The organism is Billgrantia montanilacus, from assembly GCF_003336675.1.
Lineage (GTDB): Bacteria > Pseudomonadota > Gammaproteobacteria > Pseudomonadales > Halomonadaceae > Halomonas > Halomonas montanilacus.
In genome coordinates this window covers 318,194-335,762 of record NZ_QPII01000002.1, presented here as the reverse complement: position 1 = coordinate 335,762, position 17,569 = coordinate 318,194, and the positions used below count along the sequence as shown (strand labels likewise).

Here is a 17,569-nt window from a genome sequence, read left to right as displayed (position 1 = left end):
CATGCATAAGGTGCCGAAGGGTATGACCCTGGTGGTCGGGCTCGGTATATCCGGTCGTGCCATATGCCGGCACCTGTCGCGCCAGGGGGTGCCCTACATGGTGGCCGATACCCGTGCCGTTCCGCCCGATGTCGACGATTTCCGTGCGGCGCATCCCGGTGTCGAGATTCATTGTGGCACGCTGACGTCGCTTGACCTGAGCGAAGTGGAGGAAGTGGTGCTCAGCCCCGGGGTGGATCCTCGCGCCCTGGGGCTCGCCGAACTTGCCGGGCGGGTGCGCGATGCTACCGGCGATCCCCTGGTGGTCGGCGAGATCGCGCTCTTCGTGCGCGCCTGTGGCGCGCCCATCGTCGCCATCACCGGCTCCAATGCCAAGTCCACCGTCACCACCCTGATCGGAGAGATGGCCCGGGAAGCCGGCCGCCGCGTCGCGGTGGGCGGCAACCTGGGTACGCCAGCACTGGACCTGCTCGATGACGAGCCGAATGCCGACTGCTACGTGCTCGAACTTTCCAGCTTCCAGTTGGAGACCACGCCACGCCTGGGGGCCGAGAGCGCAGTCTTCCTCAACCTCTCCGAGGACCACCTCGATCGCCACGGCGACATGGCCGGCTACCGGGCCGCCAAGCTCGGGATATTCCGTGGCGCTCGCCATGGGGTGGTCAACGCCGAGGATCCCATGACCTGGCCCGAGACCCGCCTGCCGGCGCAGGATCGCTTCACCACCCGCGCCCCCGCGGCCGGTGAGTGGGGCGTCGGCCGCCGTGAGGGTCGTGACTGGCTGATGCACGGCGACAAGCCGCTGATGCTCGCCGACGAGGTGCGCCTGCCGGGGCGCCACAACCAGGCCAATGCTCTGGCGGCCCTGGCCGTGGGGCGCCACCTCGCGCTGCCGCTGGACGCCATGCGCCGCGTGCTGCGCCGCTTTCCCGGATTGCCGCACCGCTGTGAGTGGATCGCCGACATTGGCGGGGTGCGCTGGATCAATGACACCAAGGGCACCAACGTGGCGGCCACCCTGGCCGCCATCGCCGGTCTCGGCCCGACCCTTGAAGGTCGGCTCGTGCTGCTTGCCGGCGGCATGGGTAAAGGGGCCGATTTCCGTCCGCTTGCCGATCCCCTCGCCCGGTATGGCCGTGAAGCGATCCTCTTCGGCCTGGACGCCGGGCGCCTCGAAAAGGCGCTTGGAGGGGCCGTGCGCGTGACCCAGGTCGACGACCTCGAGGCGGCCATGGTGCGGGCACAGGCCATCGCCGAGCCGGGAGACTGTGTGCTGCTATCGCCGGCATGTGCCAGCCTGGATCAGTTTGCCAACTACCAGGAGCGCGGTGAGGTATTCCGGCGCTGGGTCGGCCTCTGTGCCACAGGAGTCTCTTCGTGACCCGTCTTTCCAGGCTGCGCCAGCGTCTCTCGACCGAGCACCAGTCCTTCGACGGCTGGCTGGTATTCGCCGCCGTAGCGCTGATGCTCATTGGCTGGGTGATGGTGACATCGGCCTCCACGGAAGTGGCTGCCGGGTTGACCGGCAATCCCTGGTACTTCAGTCAGCGCCATGCCCTTTTCGTGGTCGTTGCCCTGGTGGCGGCCGGCTTTACGCTGCGCACCCCGCTGGCCTGGTGGCGGGCCAACGGCCCGCTGCTGCTGCTGGTCAGTATTGTCCTCCTGGTACTGGTTTTATTCGTCGGCCGCGAGGTCAACGGCAGCCGGCGCTGGCTCTCTATTCCCGGGATACCCTTCAACCTGCAGGTGTCGGAAATCGCCAAGCTCTGCCTGATTGCCTACCTGGCCGGCTATCTTGAACGTTTCCTGCCCCAGGTGCGGCGTCAGTGGGGCGCCTTCCTGCGTCCCCTGCTGGTGATGGGCGTCATTGCCGTGCTGCTGATTCTCGAGCCCGACTATGGCGCCGTGGTGGTCATGACAGGGTGTGTGATGGGCATGCTGCTGATGGCCGGGGCGCCCTGGGTTCGCTTCGTGCTGATACTCGGCGGTATCGGGGTGCTGGGTTTCTATGTCGCCATCGCCGAGCCCTATCGCCTGGCCCGACTGACCAGTTTTTCCGACCCCTGGGCGGACCAGTTCGCCAGCGGTTACCAGTTGACCCAGGCACTCATCGCCTATGGCCGAGGCCACTGGCTGGGCATGGGGCTGGGCAATAGCGTTCAGAAGCTTTTCTACCTGCCCGAGGCCCACACCGATTTCGTGTTCGCCGTGCTGGCTGAGGAGTTGGGGCTGTTCGGTGCGATTGGCGTTGTAGGACTCTTTGCTCTGTTGATCTACCGGGCCATGGCGATAGGGCGGCGTGCGGAACTGGCCGGTAAGGCGTTCGCGGCTTACCTCTGCTATGGCATTGCCCTGGTGGTGGGAGCCCAGGCTTTCATCAACATTGCTGTCAGTACCGGCATGCTCCCCACCAAGGGCTTGACCCTGCCGCTCTTGAGCTACGGAGGGTCGAGCCTGTTGATCAGCGCCATGATGATGGCGCTACTGCTGCGTGCCGATATCGAGACTCGGCTGGCGCAGCAAAAAGCGAAGCCCGTCGCGCGTCGTGAGACCGAGGCCGGGCGCCGGGTGCCCGAAGCACAAGGAGTCGGCAAGTGAGCGAGGCGAAGACACGGCGCGTAGTGATCATGGCGGGAGGCACCGGAGGACATGTCATACCTGCTCTGTCCCTGGCCAGAGGGCTTCAGGCACAGGGAATGGAAGTCCACTGGCTGGGTAGCTCACACGGCATCGAGAACCGCCTGGTCCCCGCCGCCGGTATCCCTCTTAACCGCATCTCCGTGACCGGACTGCGTGGCAATGGCCTGACCGGCTGGCTGCTGGCCCCCTTCAACCTGACCCGTGCCATATGGCAGGCTGCCGGTATCCTGCGAGGGCTCGATCCGCAGCTGGTGGTGGGGCTTGGCGGCTTTGCCAGTGGACCTGGCGGGCTTGCCGCCTGGCTGATGCGGCGTCCGCTGATCATCCATGAGCAGAACGCCGTGGCGGGCTTGACCAACCGGGCTCTGGCGCGGCTTGCGAAGCGGGTCTACGGCGCCTTCGATCACGCCTTTCCCGGCCGTGCCGAGGTGATCGGCAACCCGGTGCGCGCCGATATCGCCACCTTGGGAGAGACCCCGCGGGACAGTGGAACGATGACCGGCCGCCCTCTGCGACTGCTGGTAGTTGGCGGTTCGCTGGGGGCGCAGGCATTGAATCAGCGTGTGCCGGAAGGTTTGGCACAGCTGCCGGAAGCGTTGCGGCCCGCGGTGAGGCACCAGGCCGGACGTAACAAGGAGGCGGCCACCCGAGCGGCCTATGCCGCACAAGGGGTCGAGGCTGAAGTGGTCGACTTCATCGATGACATGGCGGCGGCCTACGACTGGGCCGACCTGGTGGTGTGCCGTGCCGGGGCGTTGACCGTTTCCGAGCTGGCTGCCGCCGCCAAGCCGGCTCTGTTCGTGCCTTTGCCCCATGCGGTCGATGACCACCAGACCGCCAACGCTCGTGCCCTGGTCGCGGCGGGGGCGGCCGAACTGCTGGCACAACACGACATGACGGCAGTGTCACTCGCCAATCGCCTGACGACACTGCTGCAACCCGATACCCTGGCCACCATGGCGCAGCGCTCGAGGGCGTGTGCGCATCTCGACGCCGTCGAGCACCTGGTGGCCGGTTGCATGGAGACAGCTCTTGAGCGATAGCACCCTGAGGCCGGTTCCCGGCCAGGCAGCCTTGCCCCATCATGGGCGTGGCCTGGGCATGCGCCGTATCCGGCGCATCCATTTCGTGGGCATCGGTGGTGCCGGCATGTGCGGCATCGCTGAAGTGCTCGCGAATCAGGGCTACCGAGTCAGTGGCAGCGATCTCAAGGCCTCTCCGGTCGTCGAAAGGCTGCGGGAGAAGGGCATCCAGGTCGCCATCGGCCACGGCGTGGAGAACGTGATGAGCGCCGATGTGGTGGTGGTCTCAACCGCCGTGGACGAAGCCAACCCGGAGATCCTCTGGGCGCATGAGCATCGTGTGCCGGTGGTGCGCCGCGCCGAAATGCTGGCCGAGCTGATGCGCTTTCGACATGGCATCGCGGTTGCCGGCACCCATGGCAAGACCACGACCACCAGCCTCACGGCGACGCTGCTGGGCGAAGGGGGGTTGGACCCGACCTTCGTGATCGGCGGACGGCTGACCAGTGCCGGCACCAACGCGCGGCTGGGGGAGGGGGACTACCTGGTGGCCGAGGCCGACGAATCCGATGCCTCCTTTCTCCACCTTCAGCCCATGGTGTCGATTGTCACCAATATCGACGCCGACCACATGAGCACCTACGGCGGTGACTTCGATCGTCTCAAGAACACCTTTATCGAGTTTCTGCACAATCTGCCCTTCTATGGGCTGGCCATTCTGTGCATCGACGATGAGCACGTGCGTGGCCTGCTGGAGCAAGTCCAGCGCCAGTTCGTGACCTACGGTTTCAGCGAGGATGCCGATTACCGCATCGCGGACTTCGTCCAGCAGGGTGGCGAGGTCTGCTTTACCGCACTGCGTCCGGACGGATTCGCACCGCTGTCGGTGCGCCTGGCGATGCCGGGGCGCCACAACGCCCTCAATGCCTTGGCCGCGATTGTCGTGGCTACCGACGCAGGCGTCGAGGATGCCGCCATACTTCGCGGCCTGGCCGGCTTTGCTGGGGTGGGGCGTCGGTTCCAGGTCCATGGCCACTTCCCGCCGCCCGACGGTGAAGGGGAGGTCATGCTGGTGGACGATTATGGCCACCATCCGCGGGAAGTGGAGATGGTCATCCGCGCGGTTCGCGCTGGCTGGCCAAAGCGCCGCCTGGTGATGGTCTATCAGCCCCATCGCTACACTCGCACCCGTGACCTCTATGAGGATTTCGTGAAGGTGCTTGGTGAAGTCGATACGCTGCTGTTGCTTGACGTCTATAGTGCCGGCGAGGCACCGATTCCCGGCGCCGACGGCCGGACACTGGCGGGCTCCATTCGCCAGCGGGGCGGGCTCGATCCGATATTCGTACAGCACAAGTCGGAGCTGCCCGACCTGCTTGCCCGGGTACTTCGTTCCGGAGACATCCTGATCACCCAGGGTGCCGGCGATGTGGGTGGCATCGCCCTGGGGCTGGCCGAGAGTCGGCTCAAGCTCGATGAGGTGTCGCTATGATCCAGGCAAGGGATTTTGGGCGAGTGGTGGTGCTCTATGGGGGTGACTCCGCCGAGCGTGACGTGTCGCTCAGGAGCGGGGCGGCGGTATTGAGAGCGCTGGAGCGCAGCGGTGTCGACGTCATCGGCTACGACCCCGCGGATGGCGGGCTGGGCGGGCTCGAGGCGCTGGCGCCAGATCGCGTCTTCATTGCCCTGCATGGCCGCGGCGGCGAGGACGGCACCTTCCAGGGGGCGCTGGAACTGCTGCGCATTCCCTATACCGGCAGCGGCGTGCTGGCCTCTGCCCTGGGGATGGATAAGCGGTTGACCAAGCAGATATGGCAGTCGGTGGGCCTGCCGACGCCGGAGTCGTTGATGCTCGAGCCGGATGCTGACTGGGATGACGTGATCGCCCACCTGGGCCTGCCACTGATCGTCAAGCCCGTCCATGAGGGATCGACGCTGGGTATCGGTATCGTCGACAGCCGGGAAGCGCTGGTGGCAGCCTACCGTGATGCCGTCCGCTACGACGCACGGGTGATGGCCGAACGCTTCATTGAGGGTGAGGAGTACACGGTCTCGTTGCTTGGCGACGTGGTGCTCCCCGCCATACGCGTCGAGGTGCCTGGTGGCTTCTACGACTATGACGCCAAGTACGTCTCCAACGATACGCTTTACCACTTGCCGTGCGGGCTGGAGGCCCATGAGGAGGCGGAGCTGGGTGAGCTCTGCCGCCAAGCCTTCGATGCCGTTGGCGGTGAAGGCTGGGGGCGGGTCGATGTCATGCGCGATGGGGAAGGCCGCTTCTGGCTGATCGAGGTCAATACCTCGCCGGGCATGACCGATCACAGCCTGGTGCCCCAAGCGGCCGCCCACGCGGGGATCGATTTCGATACCCTGGTGTGTCGTATCCTGGCCACCACTTTGCCAATCGAGCGGACATGAGCAAGCGCGGCTCGCTGACGGGACTGCTGCTGCTATTGATCCTGCTCGGGGCCGGGGGGCGGGCGCTCTGGACGTGGCTGGACCGACCCATAGAGCGGGTCTCGATTCGTGGGGATCTCACCCATGTCAACGCCGACTACCTTCGCTCGCAGCTGGCACCCCTGGTACAGGGAGAGACCTGGCTGTCGGCGGATCTGCCTGCACTACGCCGGCGGGCGAGGGCGGTCAACTGGTTGGCGGAGGTCCGCGTGGCGCGGGAGTGGCCTTATGCCCTGGCCTTCGAACTGGTCGAACAGGTCCCGGTGGCCCGTTGGAACGACGACTACCTGCTGAACCCCGAAGGTGAGCCCTTCGCCTATGCGCCGGTACTGCCTCCTTCCGGCCTGCCCGATCTCGCCGGTCCCGTGGGCAGTGGGGCCGAAGTGCTGGCCTATCATGACCGCCTGGTACCCCGCTTCGACGCCCTGGGGCTGACCATCAGCCAACTTCGGCTCGAACCCCGTGGCGCCTGGCGACTGCAGCTCGATGACGGGGTCTGGGTCATGCTGGGACGCAGCGATCGCGAGGCTCGTCTGGCACGCCTGGGGGCCGCCTGGCAGCGACAGCTGGGTCAGCAGGCTGAGCATATCCGCTATATCGACCTGCGTTATCCCAATGGCGTTGCGGTGGCCTGGCACGGTGAAACGGATATCGAAGAATCGGATAACGACGATGCAGGATGAGTCCTTTTTTGAATGCACGGCTACAGGATTCGAACGAAGCCGGTGTTCCTTTTGTGAGAAATAACCCGTATCGTGAGCGCAGTTTTACGTATTGGACTGGTGGTTTAACGCTAGTTGTTCCTATAATGGGCGCAATGACCATTTAAAGCAGTTAGTGGAATTCCCAGCGGGTCAAGTTTTAGGAGATACCCCGGCGCATGGCAGTCACTTCCAATTCATCTAACATGGTAGTCGGACTGGATATCGGAACATCCAAGGTGGTGGCGATCGTCGGACAGCCAACCGATGATGGCGGCATCGAGATCGCTGGCATCGGCTCACACCCCTCCCGCGGTATGAAAAAGGGTGTCGTGATCAATATCGAATCCACGGTGCAATCTATACAGCGTGCTGTGGAAGAGGCCGAATTGATGGCCGGTTGTGATATCCATTCGGTCTATGTCGGCGTTGCCGGCAGTCATATCAGCTCGATGAATTCGGACGGCGTGGTTGCGATAAAAGATCGCGAAGTCATGTCAACCGACATCGATCGGGTTATCGACTCGGCAAGGGCAAGGGCAATATCGGAAGGGCAGCGAGTCCTGCACGTGTTGCCCCAGGAGTTTTCCATCGACACCCAGGGCGGTATTCGCGAGCCGCTGGGCATGTCAGGTGTTCGCCTCGAGGCACGCGTCCACTTGGTAACGGCGGCACTCAACGCGGTCCAGAATATCGACAAGTGCGTTCGTCGCTGTGGCCTGGAGGTGGATGCCATCATCCTTGAGCAGCTTGCCTCCAGCATGGCGGTGCTCACCGAGGATGAGCGGGAGCTGGGTGTCTGCATGGTGGACATCGGCGGTGGCACCACCGATATCGCCGTTTTCACTGAAGGGGCCATTCGCCATACGGCGGTGATACCCATTGCTGGCGATCAGGTCACCAATGATATCGCCATGGCATTGAGAACGCCGACCCAGTACGCTGAAGAGATCAAGGTCAAGTACGCCTGCGCATTGACGCAGCTGGCTTCCAGCGACGAAATGATCAAGGTACCCAGCGTTGGCGACCGTCCGGCCAGGGATCTCTCCCGCCAGGCGTTGGCAGAGGTGGTCGAGCCCCGCTACGAGGAGCTGTTTACCCTGATCCGTGACGAGCTGCGTCGCAGCGGCTTCGAGGATCTGGTGGCGGCTGGCGTGGTGCTGACCGGCGGGACGTCGCGGATGGAGGGCGTGGTCGAGCTGGCCGAGGAAATATTCCATATGCCGGTGCGCATTGCCTGTCCGCTCAACGTGCGCGGCCTGGCCGATGTGGTCCGCAACCCGATTTATTCTACCGGCGTGGGTTTGCTACATTATGCCCTTCAGGAGGTGCGGAATGGGCGAGGTCGCGAAGGCAGATTGGTTACGACACAACCCGGGCGTGATGACGTCTCCCGGCGTGGGGTAGTGGAAGGGATTCCGGCGCTGGCAAGAATCAAGGGCTGGTTGAAAGGAAATTTCTGACAGGGCCGCGGCGCGGTCCAGGAGACGGGGCTTATGTTCGAACTGGTAGATAGCGCACCCTCGAGCAGTGCGGTCATCAAGGTCGTCGGCGTGGGCGGTGGCGGTGGCAACGCCGTCAACCACATGGTCGAAAGTAATATCGAAGGCGTGGAGTTCATCTGCGCCAACACCGACGCCCAGGCGCTCAAACGGGTGTCGGCCAAGACCGTGCTCCAGCTCGGTGGCGAGATCACCAAGGGCCTGGGCGCGGGTGCCAATCCCGATGTCGGCCGGCAGGCCGCCATGGAGGATCGTGAGCGCATCGCCGACTTGATCCGCGGTGCCGACATGGTCTTCATCACTGCGGGCATGGGTGGCGGTACCGGCACGGGCGGTGCACCGGTGGTCGCCCAGGTGGCCAAGGAGCTGGGCATCCTCACCGTGGCGGTGGTCACTCGCCCGTTCCCGTTCGAGGGGCCCAAGCGCATGCGTGTCGCCGAGGAGGGCATGAAAGAGCTCTCAGAGCACGTCGACTCCTTGATCACCATTCCCAACGAGAAATTGCTGTCGGTGCTGGGCAAGAACGCCAGTCTGCTGACGGCGTTCAGTGCTGCCAACGATGTGCTGCTGGGCGCGGTACAGGGCATCGCCGAGCTCATCACCAGCCCCGGCATCATCAACGTCGACTTCGCTGACGTGCGCACCGTGATGTCCGAGATGGGCATGGCGATGATGGGAACCGGCGGTGCTACCGGTGAGAATCGTGCCCGCGAGGCCGCCGAGAAGGCGATCCGCAGTCCGCTGCTCGAGGATATCGACCTGCATGGGGCTCGCGGCATTCTGGTCAACATCACTGCCGGACCGGATCTCTCCATCGGTGAATTCAACGATGTAGGCGCCACCGTCCAGGAGTTTGCCTCCCAGGATGCCACCATCGTGGTGGGCACCTCTATCGACATGGACATGACCGACGAACTTCGCGTCACCGTCGTGGCGGCTGGTCTGGAAGGACGCCAGCAGAAAGTGGCCGGCCGCGAGAGTGCCAAGCGTTCCGAGGGCAGCGACTATCGCCAGCGTGCTCAGCCGGCCATGCGCCAGCAGGGCGCAGCGGCCAAGGCCGAGCCCCAGGAGGCCCCGAAGCCGCAGCCCGAGAAGCGCCGCACCCCTCAGGAGTTGGATGACTATCTCGACATCCCGGCCTTCCTGCGACGCCAGGCTGATTGATAGCGGCTGTTTGCGCGATCAGGCAGGGTCAGGAGATGTTTTTTTGTTGAAACGCCTGTTCGGTGTTATAGTGAACGGTGTTTGATAACTAACAACTGCCTGGCTACTGCCCATGATCAGACAACGCACTCTGCAAAACAGCATCCGCGCCACCGGCGTCGGACTCCATTCCGGCAAGAAGGTCTATCTGACGCTGCGCCCGGCACCGGTAAATACCGGTATCGTGTTCGTGCGTACCGACCTCGACCCGGAGGTTCAGGTACCGGCTATCGCGTCCCTGGTTACCGATACGACGCTGTGTACCGCGCTGTCGCGGGATGGCGTCAAGGTCGCCACCGTGGAGCATCTCATGTCGGCCCTGGCGGGCCTGGGCATCGATAATGCCTACGTGGATGTCAGCGCCCCCGAAGTGCCGATCATGGATGGCAGCGCCGGCCCCTTCGTTTTCCTGATTCAGTCGGCGGGTATTGCCGAACAGGAAGCACCGAAGCGATTCATTCGTATCAAGCGTGAGGTGCTGGTCCAGGAGGACGACAAGGAGGCGCGCTTCCTGCCCCACCAGGGCTTCAAGGTGTCGTTTGCCATCGAGTTCGATCACCCGGTGTTCGAAGACCAGAAGCAGACTGCCGTGGTGGACTTCTCCACCACCTCCTTCGTCAAGGAGGTGTCTCGGGCGCGTACTTTCGGCTTCATGCGTGATCTGGAGTACCTGCGCGCTAATAACCTGGCGCTGGGCGGGAGCCTCGACAACGCCATCGTGGTCGACGATTATCGCATCGTGAACGAGGGCGGCCTGCGCTACGAGGACGAGTTCGTCAAGCACAAGGTGCTCGACGCCATCGGCGATCTCTACCTGCTGGGCTACAGCTTGATCGGTGAGTTCCGTGGCATCAAGTCGGGCCATGCGCTGAACAACCAGCTCTGTCGTGCCCTTCTGGCCCAGCCCGATTCCTACGAGATCGTGACCTTCGAGAACGAGCGCGAGCTGGCGCCGATCTCCTACGCCCAGCCCGCCATGGCCTGACCGCCGACGACGCGCCCCCTAGCCAGGCAGAACAAGCGCCGCGCTCCGTGAGGAGTGCGGCGTTTGTGCATCAGGAGAACCAGGCTTTCATCACGCCGGTGATGCGGCGCATGTCCTCTTCCGCGGTGATATAGGCCGGCATGGTATAGAGCCAGCGGCCGAAGGGGCGCAGCCAGACGCCCTGGCGGCGGGCGTACTCCGCGACGCCTTTCAGCGAGGCGGGATCCCGGACTTCGATCACGGCGGTGGCGCCGAGGGCGCGGACATCGGCAACCAGGGGATGCGCGCGCAGCCGTGTGTCCAGCACCAACTCCTCGCGCAGTATCCGATGAAGGACGGCAATACGGTCCAGGTAGTGCTCCTCCTCGAAGATGGCGAGACTCTCCAGCGCGACCCGGCAGGCCAGCGGGTTGCCCATGAATGTGGGGCCATGCATGAAGGCATGATAGGGGCTGTCGCCGATGAAGGCGTCATGCACCCGGTCAGTGGCCAGCGTCGCCGCATGGCCGAGGTAGCCGCCGGTCAACCCCTTGGAGAGCACCATGATGTCCGGCGTGATGCCGGCGTGGTCGGCGGCGAACAGGGTGCCCGTGCGGCCAAAGCCGGTTGCCACCTCGTCGAAGACCAGCAGCACGTCGTACGTCTCGCATAGCGCCTGCGCGCCAATGAGGTAGAGGGGGGAGGTCATGTTGAGACCACCCGCCGCCTGCAGCAGCGGCTCCATCAGCAGGGCGGCGATCTCCTGATGGTGACACTCCAGCACCGCTTCGAGGCGGTCGAGATCGGCCTGGACCGAGGCCGGATCGGCGTCGAAGGGTGCCGTGGGGGCGGGGGCGAAGTGGTGCCGGGGCAGGTAGCCGGCGAACAGTGAGTGCATGCCCTCCTCGGGGTCGCAGACCGCCATGCAGCCAGCCGTGTCGCCGTGATAAGCCTTCATCAGGGAGAGCAGCCGGTGCTTGCCGGGCTTGCCTCTCAACTGGTGATACTGCACCGCCATCTTCATGGCCACTTCCATGCCCACCGAGCCGCTGTCCGAGAAGAAGACATGGTTGAGGCCCTCGGGGGTCACGCGAACCAGCTCCCCGGCCAGGCGATCGGCTGGTTCATGGCTCAGCCCGCCGAGCATGACATGGCACAGCTCGCCGGCCTGTTCGCGTATCGCCGCCACCAGGCGGGGGTGGCCGTAGCCATGGATCATGCACCACCAGGAGCAGGTGGCGTCGAGCAGCCGTTCCCCGTTCTCCAGGGTAAAGCGTGGACCTTCGCCGCCGATTACCTTTGGCGCAGGCGACTGTGTCTTGAGGTGGGCATAGGGGTGCCAGACGTGGGACATCAACGAGCCTCCGTTGAGTGGCGACGGACGGGAAGGGAGCGGGGGCGCGCGTTCAGGACGGTACGGTACCAGGCTACCAGGCACGCGAAATGCATGCCTCTCATTGCGAAGCGGCAAGAAACGAGGGAAATCAATGTATTGAAATGGTGCGGATGGGGAGACTTGAACTCCCACGCCCGAAGGCACCAGAACCTAAATCTGGCGTGTCTACCAATTCCACCACATCCGCAGGGTTGGGCAGGCGTCCACATTGTACGGACGCCCGCCGGCAAGTCAATCGTCATCGGGCAGCACGAGACAGGTAGCGGCGGACTCGGGGCGCCTCTGCTCATCGACGGCGTCCAGGCGTGGCAGTATGCCGAGACAGGGACCGGGGAGGGTGCGCTCGAGGGTGTCCAGATTCTCTTCATAGAGGGGTGCATCGGTGGCAAAGTCGGCGTCGAGCAGGTTGCCTATCCAACCGGCGAGGCGCAGGCCATCGGCTTGGATCGCCTCCGCCGTCAGTCGCGCATGGCTGATGCAGCCAAGCTTCAGGCCGACGACGAGGATCACCGGTAGCTCGAGGCGCAGGGCTAGCCCGGAGAGGTCCTCGCTGTCATTGAGCGGCACCCGCCACCCACCGGCACCTTCAAGCAGGATCAGGTCCTGGGGGCCTTCCAGCAGCGGCTCGACATGGCTTGCCAGGGCCGTCAGGGTGACGACGCGGTCGTCCCGCCTTGCCGCCAGGTGGGGGGCGATGGCGGGCGCGAAGGCGAAGGGGTTGACGACGGCATAGGGCACGGCCGGCTCGCTGCGCGACTGCAGGGCAAGGGCATCGTCGTTGCGCAGCCCTGCTGGAGTGAGCCGACAGCCTGAGGCGACGGGCTTCAGCCCCAGGGTGGTGAGGCCCTGGCGACGAGCCAGGGCCAGCAGGCCGGCGGTGGCCAGCGTCTTGCCGGCGTCGGTGTCGGTTCCGGTGACGAAGTAAGCAGGCATCGTGCTTATTTCCTGTCGAGAATCAGGGTCAGGCGCGTGTAGCTCACCGGCAGGCCCTGGGATTCGCGCAGGGGCTCGTAGCGGCGTTTGGCTTGGGCCAGATCGGCTCGGGTGAGGCAGGCGTCGGGGCGTGCCGTCTGAGCGCCGACCCCCTTGATGGATGCCATCACCGCGGCCAGGTCCGGATAGAAGAAACGCTCGACTTTCTCCTCCAGCCGGACGGCGTCGAAGCCCGCCAGTTGCGCACCGAACAGGTGGTGCTCGCGGGAGCGGAAGCCGAGCAGGGCGGCGGAGGACCAGGCATGGGCCACCTCGCCCAGGGTGCCCGGCCCCAGGGTGTTGATGAGGGCGCGGCCGCCTGGGCGCAGTACGCGCTGAATCTCCGACAGCACGACATCCAGGTCGGGACACCACTGAATGGCCAGGTTGGAGAAGACGAGGTCCTGCGTCGCATTGTCCAGCGGCAGAGCGCCGGCATCGGCCTGGAGCCACCGGATGCCCTCGCCATGGTCGTCGCGAGCCTTTGCGAGCATGCCGGGGGCCAGGTCGAGGCCGGTTACCCGGGCACTCTGCCCGTAGCGAGAGGCCAGGCGCGCGCTCCAGTGCCCTGGGCCGCAGCCGAGGTCGAGGATGGCTGTGGCACGCGAGGGCAGATGGCGCCAGAGTGCCTCGCCCATGGATAGCTGTGCTCCGGCCAGGATGGCATAGCGGGAAGCGGCGCGGGAGAAGGCGTGCGCCACCCGGCTGCGCCATGTCTCGGCTTCGACAGGGGTGATGACCACTTGAGCGGCCCCCGTCATGAGACTTCCTCCCTGCTGTCGGTGATTTCGTTGCGGCCATCGCCAGCGCGCTGGGCGATATCTACCAGGTGGTCTGCCAGCAGGTCTGGACGGGTGAGCATTGGGCAGTGCCCTGTTGCGCTGAGTGTGACGTCGGCGGTGTGTCGCGAAGCGGGCGAGAGCAGGGGGTCCTGTTGACCTGCCATGCGCAGTACGCTGCAGGGAGGGGCGGCCAGTATAGGGGCAACATCGAGCGTGGCCAGTTGGATGAGCCCCGCGGCCATTGTCGCGTGGGATGCGCTGGGCTTTCTGCCGATCAGGTCCAGCAGGCGCCGATGTGCGGTGCGTGCATCGGGTTCGCCCTGCAGCTGCCAGCGCAGGAAGTGTTGCCAGGTCGCATTCGGGTTGCGTGCGAAGGCGCGTTGGAAGGTGCCCAGTTCCTGCGGAGTGACACCCTCCGTGCTGCAGAATCGGGGGCCGGTTCCCAGCATGGCCAGGGAGCGTGGTGCAGGCAGGTACGCAAGCAGTGCACAGGCAAGCAACCCGCCCAGCGACCAGCCGACCCACACCGCATCGGCAGGAAGTGCCGCCGCCATCCGGCGACCAAGGCCGGCCAGGTCATCGGGGGCCAGCATTTCATCAAGCGCCTGACCGGCATAGCCCGGCCAGTCGGGTGTCGTTACCTCGACGTCATCGGGCCAGTAGGGGGCAAGGGGCTGCCAGATACGGGCATCGATGCCCCAGCCGGAGAGTAGTACCAGTTTCGTCATGCCTCACGCTCCGCCTGTTGAAGGCCGGCCAGGGCTTCCAGCAGGGCATCGAGGGTGTCGTGGGTATGTCGCGCACTGAGGGTAATACGCAGGCGCGCCTGGCCTTGCGGTACGGTGGGCGGTCGAATGGCACCGACGAGAAAGCCGGCTTCCCGCAGCGCGGCGGCCCAGCGCAGGGTGCGAAGGCTCTCGCCCAGCAGCAGGGGCTGTATCGGCGTGTCGGAGTGGGCAAGCGGCAGCCCGACCCGCTCGGCCTCATGGCGAAAATAGCGTACCAGGCTCAGCAGCCGGGTGCGTCGTTCGGGTTCGGCAGCGAGAATGTCCAGCGCCTTCAGGGTGGCGGCGGCCACACCCGGGGGCTGGGCCGTGGTATAGACATAGGGGCGAGCGAACTGGATCAGGTGGTCGATCAGTTCATGGCTGCCGGCGACGAAGGCACCGGCGGTTCCCAGCGCCTTGCCCAGGGTGCCGACCAGGATCGGTACCCGCGCGGCATCCTGGGCTCGTCCTGCACACCCTTCCCCGCGGTCGCCGAGGACACCCAGGCCATGGGCGTCATCGATCATCAGCCAGGCATCGTGTCGGGCGCTGACGGCGGCCAGGCCCTCGATATCGGCCACGTCGCCATCCATGCTGAAGACCCCGTCGCTGATCACCAGCTTGAGGTTGTCGGACGGCACCCGTGCAAGAAGGCGGTCAAGGTCATCCAGGTCTCGGTGGTGAAAGCGTCGCGACCGGGTACCGGCAAGGCGCGCGCCATCGAGCAGCGAGGCGTGATTGAGACGGTCTTGGAAGAGGTGGGTATTGGCATCGCAGAGCGCCTGCAAGGTGCCCAGATTGGCCATGTAGCCGGTGGAAAAGAGCAGCGCCCGTGGCCGGCCGGTAAGCTCGGCCAGGCGCTGCTCCAGGGCCTCATGGACGCCGAGGTGGCCGCTGACCAGGTGCGAGGCGCCGGCACCGGCACCGAAGCGTCTGGCGCCTTCGGCCTGGGCCTGGGCCAGGCGTGGGTCCCGGGCCAGGCCGAGGTAGTCGTTGCCGGCGAAATCATGCATGCCGCTGTCGGGTCCGTACGTATCTCGCTGGCGCCAGAGCCCCTGGAGCCTTCGCTCCTGTGCTCGGGCAGCAAGCCGCCGGGACCAGTGGTACTGCTGGATCACGGCGCGCCTCAGGCCAGGGTGGCGTCGTAGGCGAGGGCATCGGCTCTGGACTGGCCCGTCTTGAGGGCCATGGCCGCTTCCAGGGTTTCCTGCTGGCGTGAGTCGTCCGTGCAGGTCTCGCGACGCTCGGGGTGCAGGCCGAGCTTGTCGAAAAGGGCGCGGTCGCGCTCCGCCTGGGGGTTGGCGGTGGTCAGCAGCCGCTCGCCGTAGAAGATGGAGTTGGCGCCTGCCAGGAAGGCCAGCGCCTGGGTGGACTCGCTCATCTGCTCGCGCCCGGCGGAGAGTCGCACGTGGCTCCTCGGCATCAGGATGCGGGCCACGGCGATGGCGCGGATAAAGACGATGGGATCGAGGTCCTCGACGTCCTCCAGCGGCGTGCCGGGTACCTTGACCAGCATGTTGATGGGCACCGACTCGGGGTGCGGCTCCAGGCGGACCAGCTGCTGAAGCAGGGCCGCCCGGTCACGAGGGGCCTCGCCCATGCCCAGTATCCCCCCCGAACAGACCTTCATGCCCGCTTCCCGCACGCTCGCCAGCGTCTCCAGCCGGTCGCCGTAGGTACGCGTGGTGATGATCTCGCCATAGTACTCAGGGGAGGTATCGAGGTTGTGGTTATAGTAGTCGAGCCCGGCGCCGGCCAGGCGCTTGGCCTGATCGCTGTCCACCATGCCCAGGGTCATGCAGGTCTCGAGCCCCAGCGACTTGACCCGGCTGACCATCTCCATTACCACCTCGAGGTCCTTCTCCCGGGGGCTGCGCCAGGCGGCCCCCATGCAGAAGCGGCTCGCACCGGCGTCGCGTGCCGCTTGGGCCTGTTCCACCACCTTCTCGATTTCCAGCAATTTTTCCTTGTCGAGGTCGGTATTGTAATGCCCTGACTGGGGGCAATACTTGCAGTCCTCGGGGCAGGCGCCGGTCTTGATCGACAGCAGGGTGGACACCTGCACGGCGTTGGGGTCGAAATGGGCGCGGTGCACCTGTTGTGCCCGAAACAGCAGGTCATTAAAGGGCAGGGCAAACAGCGCCTCGATTTCGTCCAGGGACCAGTCGTGGCGGACCTCGAGATTTCCGGCTAGGGTCTGCTCAGAAGGGCTGGGAAGAGTAGGCGCTGAGGACATGATCAGACTCGCTGTTGGTCAACCGGTTGAATAGATTTGGTTGACGGTAGGATTGCGTAGAGGCTTATTACTGTCAACCCTTGGCTGCTTCAGTGTTGACAAAGTCGAGGATGGGTGGGGAACGCGATGGAGAAGAGGGCGAACAAGGCGACGGCGAAGCGGCGGGCGCTTGGCACCGGGCATGGCTGGACGCATTGGCCCCGGCTGGCGCTGTCGGGTCTGGACGGTGGCCTGAGGCGCGTGCTGCCCGGGCGCTGCGCCTTCTGCCTGGCGCCCGGAAAATCCGGGCAGCCCTGGTGCCAGCCCTGCTTCGAGGCGTTGCCCTGGAACCTCCCGGCCTGCCCGCGCTGCGCCGAGCCGCAGCCCCCCGGTTCGCTGGCTGGGCGGCTCTGCGGTCGCTGCCTGGAGCACCCCCCGGGCTTCGATCGGGCCTGGGTACCGTTGCGCTACCAGGACGAGGTGGCGTCCCTCATGCAACGCTTCAAGTTCCAGGCCTCGCCGCGAGCGGGCAGCGTGCTGGTGGCGATGCTCGAAACCCGGCTGGCCGACATCACGTGCCCTGATGCACTGCTCGCCGTGCCGCTGCATCCGAACCGGTCACGACAGCGGGGGTTCAACCAGGCCGAGTGGCTGGCCCGGCGACTGGCCCCGCGCCTCGGCGTTCCGCTTCGGTCGGCCAGGCGCCTGGGCGACACTCCCTCCCAGCGGGGGCTCGACCGCAGCGAGCGCCGGCGCAACCTGAAGGATGGCTTCGACGTGGCCGGGCCGTTACTGGGAAGGGTAGTGCTGCTGGACGATGTCATGACCACCGGGGCGACGCTGGATGCCCTGGCCCAGGCATGCCGCCGCGCCGGCGCAGAGGAGGTGGAGGCCTGGGCGGTGGCGCGTACGCCAATTTCGCAACTCTGGTAGCATGCTACTCCCTGA

Annotated in this window: 16 protein-coding genes and 1 tRNA gene; 10 read left to right on the top strand and 7 right to left on the bottom strand. The window is 65.4% G+C overall.

What is annotated here, in order from left to right; translation table 11 throughout:
- Position 1 precedes the first annotated feature (1 nt).
- The 9 genes from murD to lpxC all read left to right on the top strand — a co-directional run bounded on the left by murD (position 2) and on the right by lpxC (position 10,510).
- Positions 2-1,381, top strand: a complete 1,380-nt coding sequence (gene murD / locus DU505_RS04160) for a UDP-N-acetylmuramoyl-L-alanine--D-glutamate ligase (RefSeq protein ID WP_114477731.1) — start codon at positions 2-4, stop codon at positions 1,379-1,381.
- Entirely contained in the window at positions 1,378-2,598 is a 1,221-nt protein-coding gene (ftsW, locus tag DU505_RS04155) for a putative lipid II flippase FtsW (RefSeq protein WP_114477730.1), read from the top strand. The genes murD and ftsW overlap by 4 nt, the downstream gene beginning before the upstream one ends.
- 29 nt (positions 2,599-2,627) lie before the next feature.
- Entirely contained in the window at positions 2,628-3,683 is a 1,056-nt protein-coding gene (gene murG / locus DU505_RS04150; protein WP_422666999.1) for an undecaprenyldiphospho-muramoylpentapeptide beta-N-acetylglucosaminyltransferase, read from the top strand.
- A 58-nt stretch (positions 3,684-3,741) separates the two neighbouring features.
- The gene (murC, locus tag DU505_RS04145; protein ID WP_114477958.1) at positions 3,742-5,154 is read left to right on the top strand and encodes a UDP-N-acetylmuramate--L-alanine ligase; all 1,413 of its coding nucleotides are present in this window, start codon (positions 3,742-3,744) and stop codon (positions 5,152-5,154) included.
- Positions 5,151-6,080 (top strand): D-alanine--D-alanine ligase, encoded by a 930-nt coding sequence (locus DU505_RS04140; RefSeq protein WP_114477728.1) that lies wholly within the window; start codon positions 5,151-5,153, stop codon positions 6,078-6,080. Before murC ends, DU505_RS04140 begins: the two co-directional genes overlap by 4 nt.
- The gene (locus DU505_RS04135; RefSeq protein ID WP_114477727.1) at positions 6,077-6,802 is read left to right on the top strand and encodes a cell division protein FtsQ/DivIB; all 726 of its coding nucleotides are present in this window, start codon (positions 6,077-6,079) and stop codon (positions 6,800-6,802) included. The genes DU505_RS04140 and DU505_RS04135 overlap by 4 nt, the downstream gene beginning before the upstream one ends.
- Positions 6,803-6,999: 197 nt before the next feature.
- Positions 7,000-8,283 carry a cell division protein FtsA gene (gene ftsA, locus DU505_RS04130; RefSeq protein WP_114477726.1) on the top strand — a complete coding sequence of 428 codons (1,284 nt, stop codon included), beginning with the start codon at positions 7,000-7,002 and terminating at the stop codon, positions 8,281-8,283.
- Positions 8,284-8,316: 33 nt separating this feature from the next.
- Complete coding sequence (gene ftsZ, locus DU505_RS04125) at positions 8,317-9,486, top strand: cell division protein FtsZ (protein ID WP_114477725.1); 1,170 nt, start codon at positions 8,317-8,319, stop codon at positions 9,484-9,486.
- Between the two features lie 112 nt (positions 9,487-9,598).
- Positions 9,599-10,510, top strand: coding sequence for a UDP-3-O-acyl-N-acetylglucosamine deacetylase (gene lpxC, locus DU505_RS04120; protein ID WP_114477724.1), 912 nt, complete (start codon positions 9,599-9,601; stop codon positions 10,508-10,510).
- Positions 10,511-10,580: 70 nt separating this feature from the next.
- Here the strand turns inward: lpxC and bioA are convergent, their stop codons facing one another.
- The 7 genes from bioA to bioB all read right to left on the bottom strand — a co-directional run bounded on the left by bioA (position 10,581) and on the right by bioB (position 16,642).
- Positions 10,581-11,846, bottom strand: coding sequence for an adenosylmethionine--8-amino-7-oxononanoate transaminase (gene bioA / locus DU505_RS04115; protein ID WP_114477723.1), 1,266 nt, complete (start codon positions 11,844-11,846; stop codon positions 10,581-10,583).
- Between the two features lie 141 nt (positions 11,847-11,987).
- Positions 11,988-12,072 (bottom strand) — tRNA-Leu (locus DU505_RS04110).
- 44 nt (positions 12,073-12,116) lie between these two features.
- Positions 12,117-12,818: a dethiobiotin synthase gene (bioD, locus tag DU505_RS04105; RefSeq protein ID WP_114477722.1), complete on the bottom strand. Its 702-nt coding sequence runs from the start codon at positions 12,816-12,818 to the stop codon at positions 12,117-12,119.
- A 5-nt stretch (positions 12,819-12,823) separates the two neighbouring features.
- Positions 12,824-13,618, bottom strand: coding sequence for a methyltransferase domain-containing protein (locus DU505_RS04100; protein ID WP_114477721.1), 795 nt, complete (start codon positions 13,616-13,618; stop codon positions 12,824-12,826).
- Positions 13,615-14,367 (bottom strand): alpha/beta fold hydrolase, encoded by a 753-nt coding sequence (locus DU505_RS04095; protein ID WP_114477720.1) that lies wholly within the window; start codon positions 14,365-14,367, stop codon positions 13,615-13,617. Before DU505_RS04095 ends, DU505_RS04100 begins: the two co-directional genes overlap by 4 nt.
- On the bottom strand, positions 14,364-15,419 hold the full coding sequence (bioF, locus tag DU505_RS04090) for an 8-amino-7-oxononanoate synthase (RefSeq protein WP_114477719.1): 1,056 nt from the start codon (positions 15,417-15,419) through the stop codon (positions 14,364-14,366). The genes DU505_RS04095 and bioF overlap by 4 nt, the downstream gene beginning before the upstream one ends.
- Before the next feature lie 113 nt (positions 15,420-15,532).
- Positions 15,533-16,642: a biotin synthase BioB gene (gene bioB / locus DU505_RS04085; protein ID WP_114477718.1), complete on the bottom strand. Its 1,110-nt coding sequence runs from the start codon at positions 16,640-16,642 to the stop codon at positions 15,533-15,535.
- A 126-nt stretch (positions 16,643-16,768) separates the two neighbouring features.
- On the opposite strand from bioB, the gene DU505_RS04080 reads away from it, so the two are divergent.
- Positions 16,769-17,554, top strand: coding sequence for a ComF family protein (locus DU505_RS04080; protein ID WP_114477717.1), 786 nt, complete (start codon positions 16,769-16,771; stop codon positions 17,552-17,554).
- The last annotated feature ends 15 nt before the right edge of the window (positions 17,555-17,569 follow it).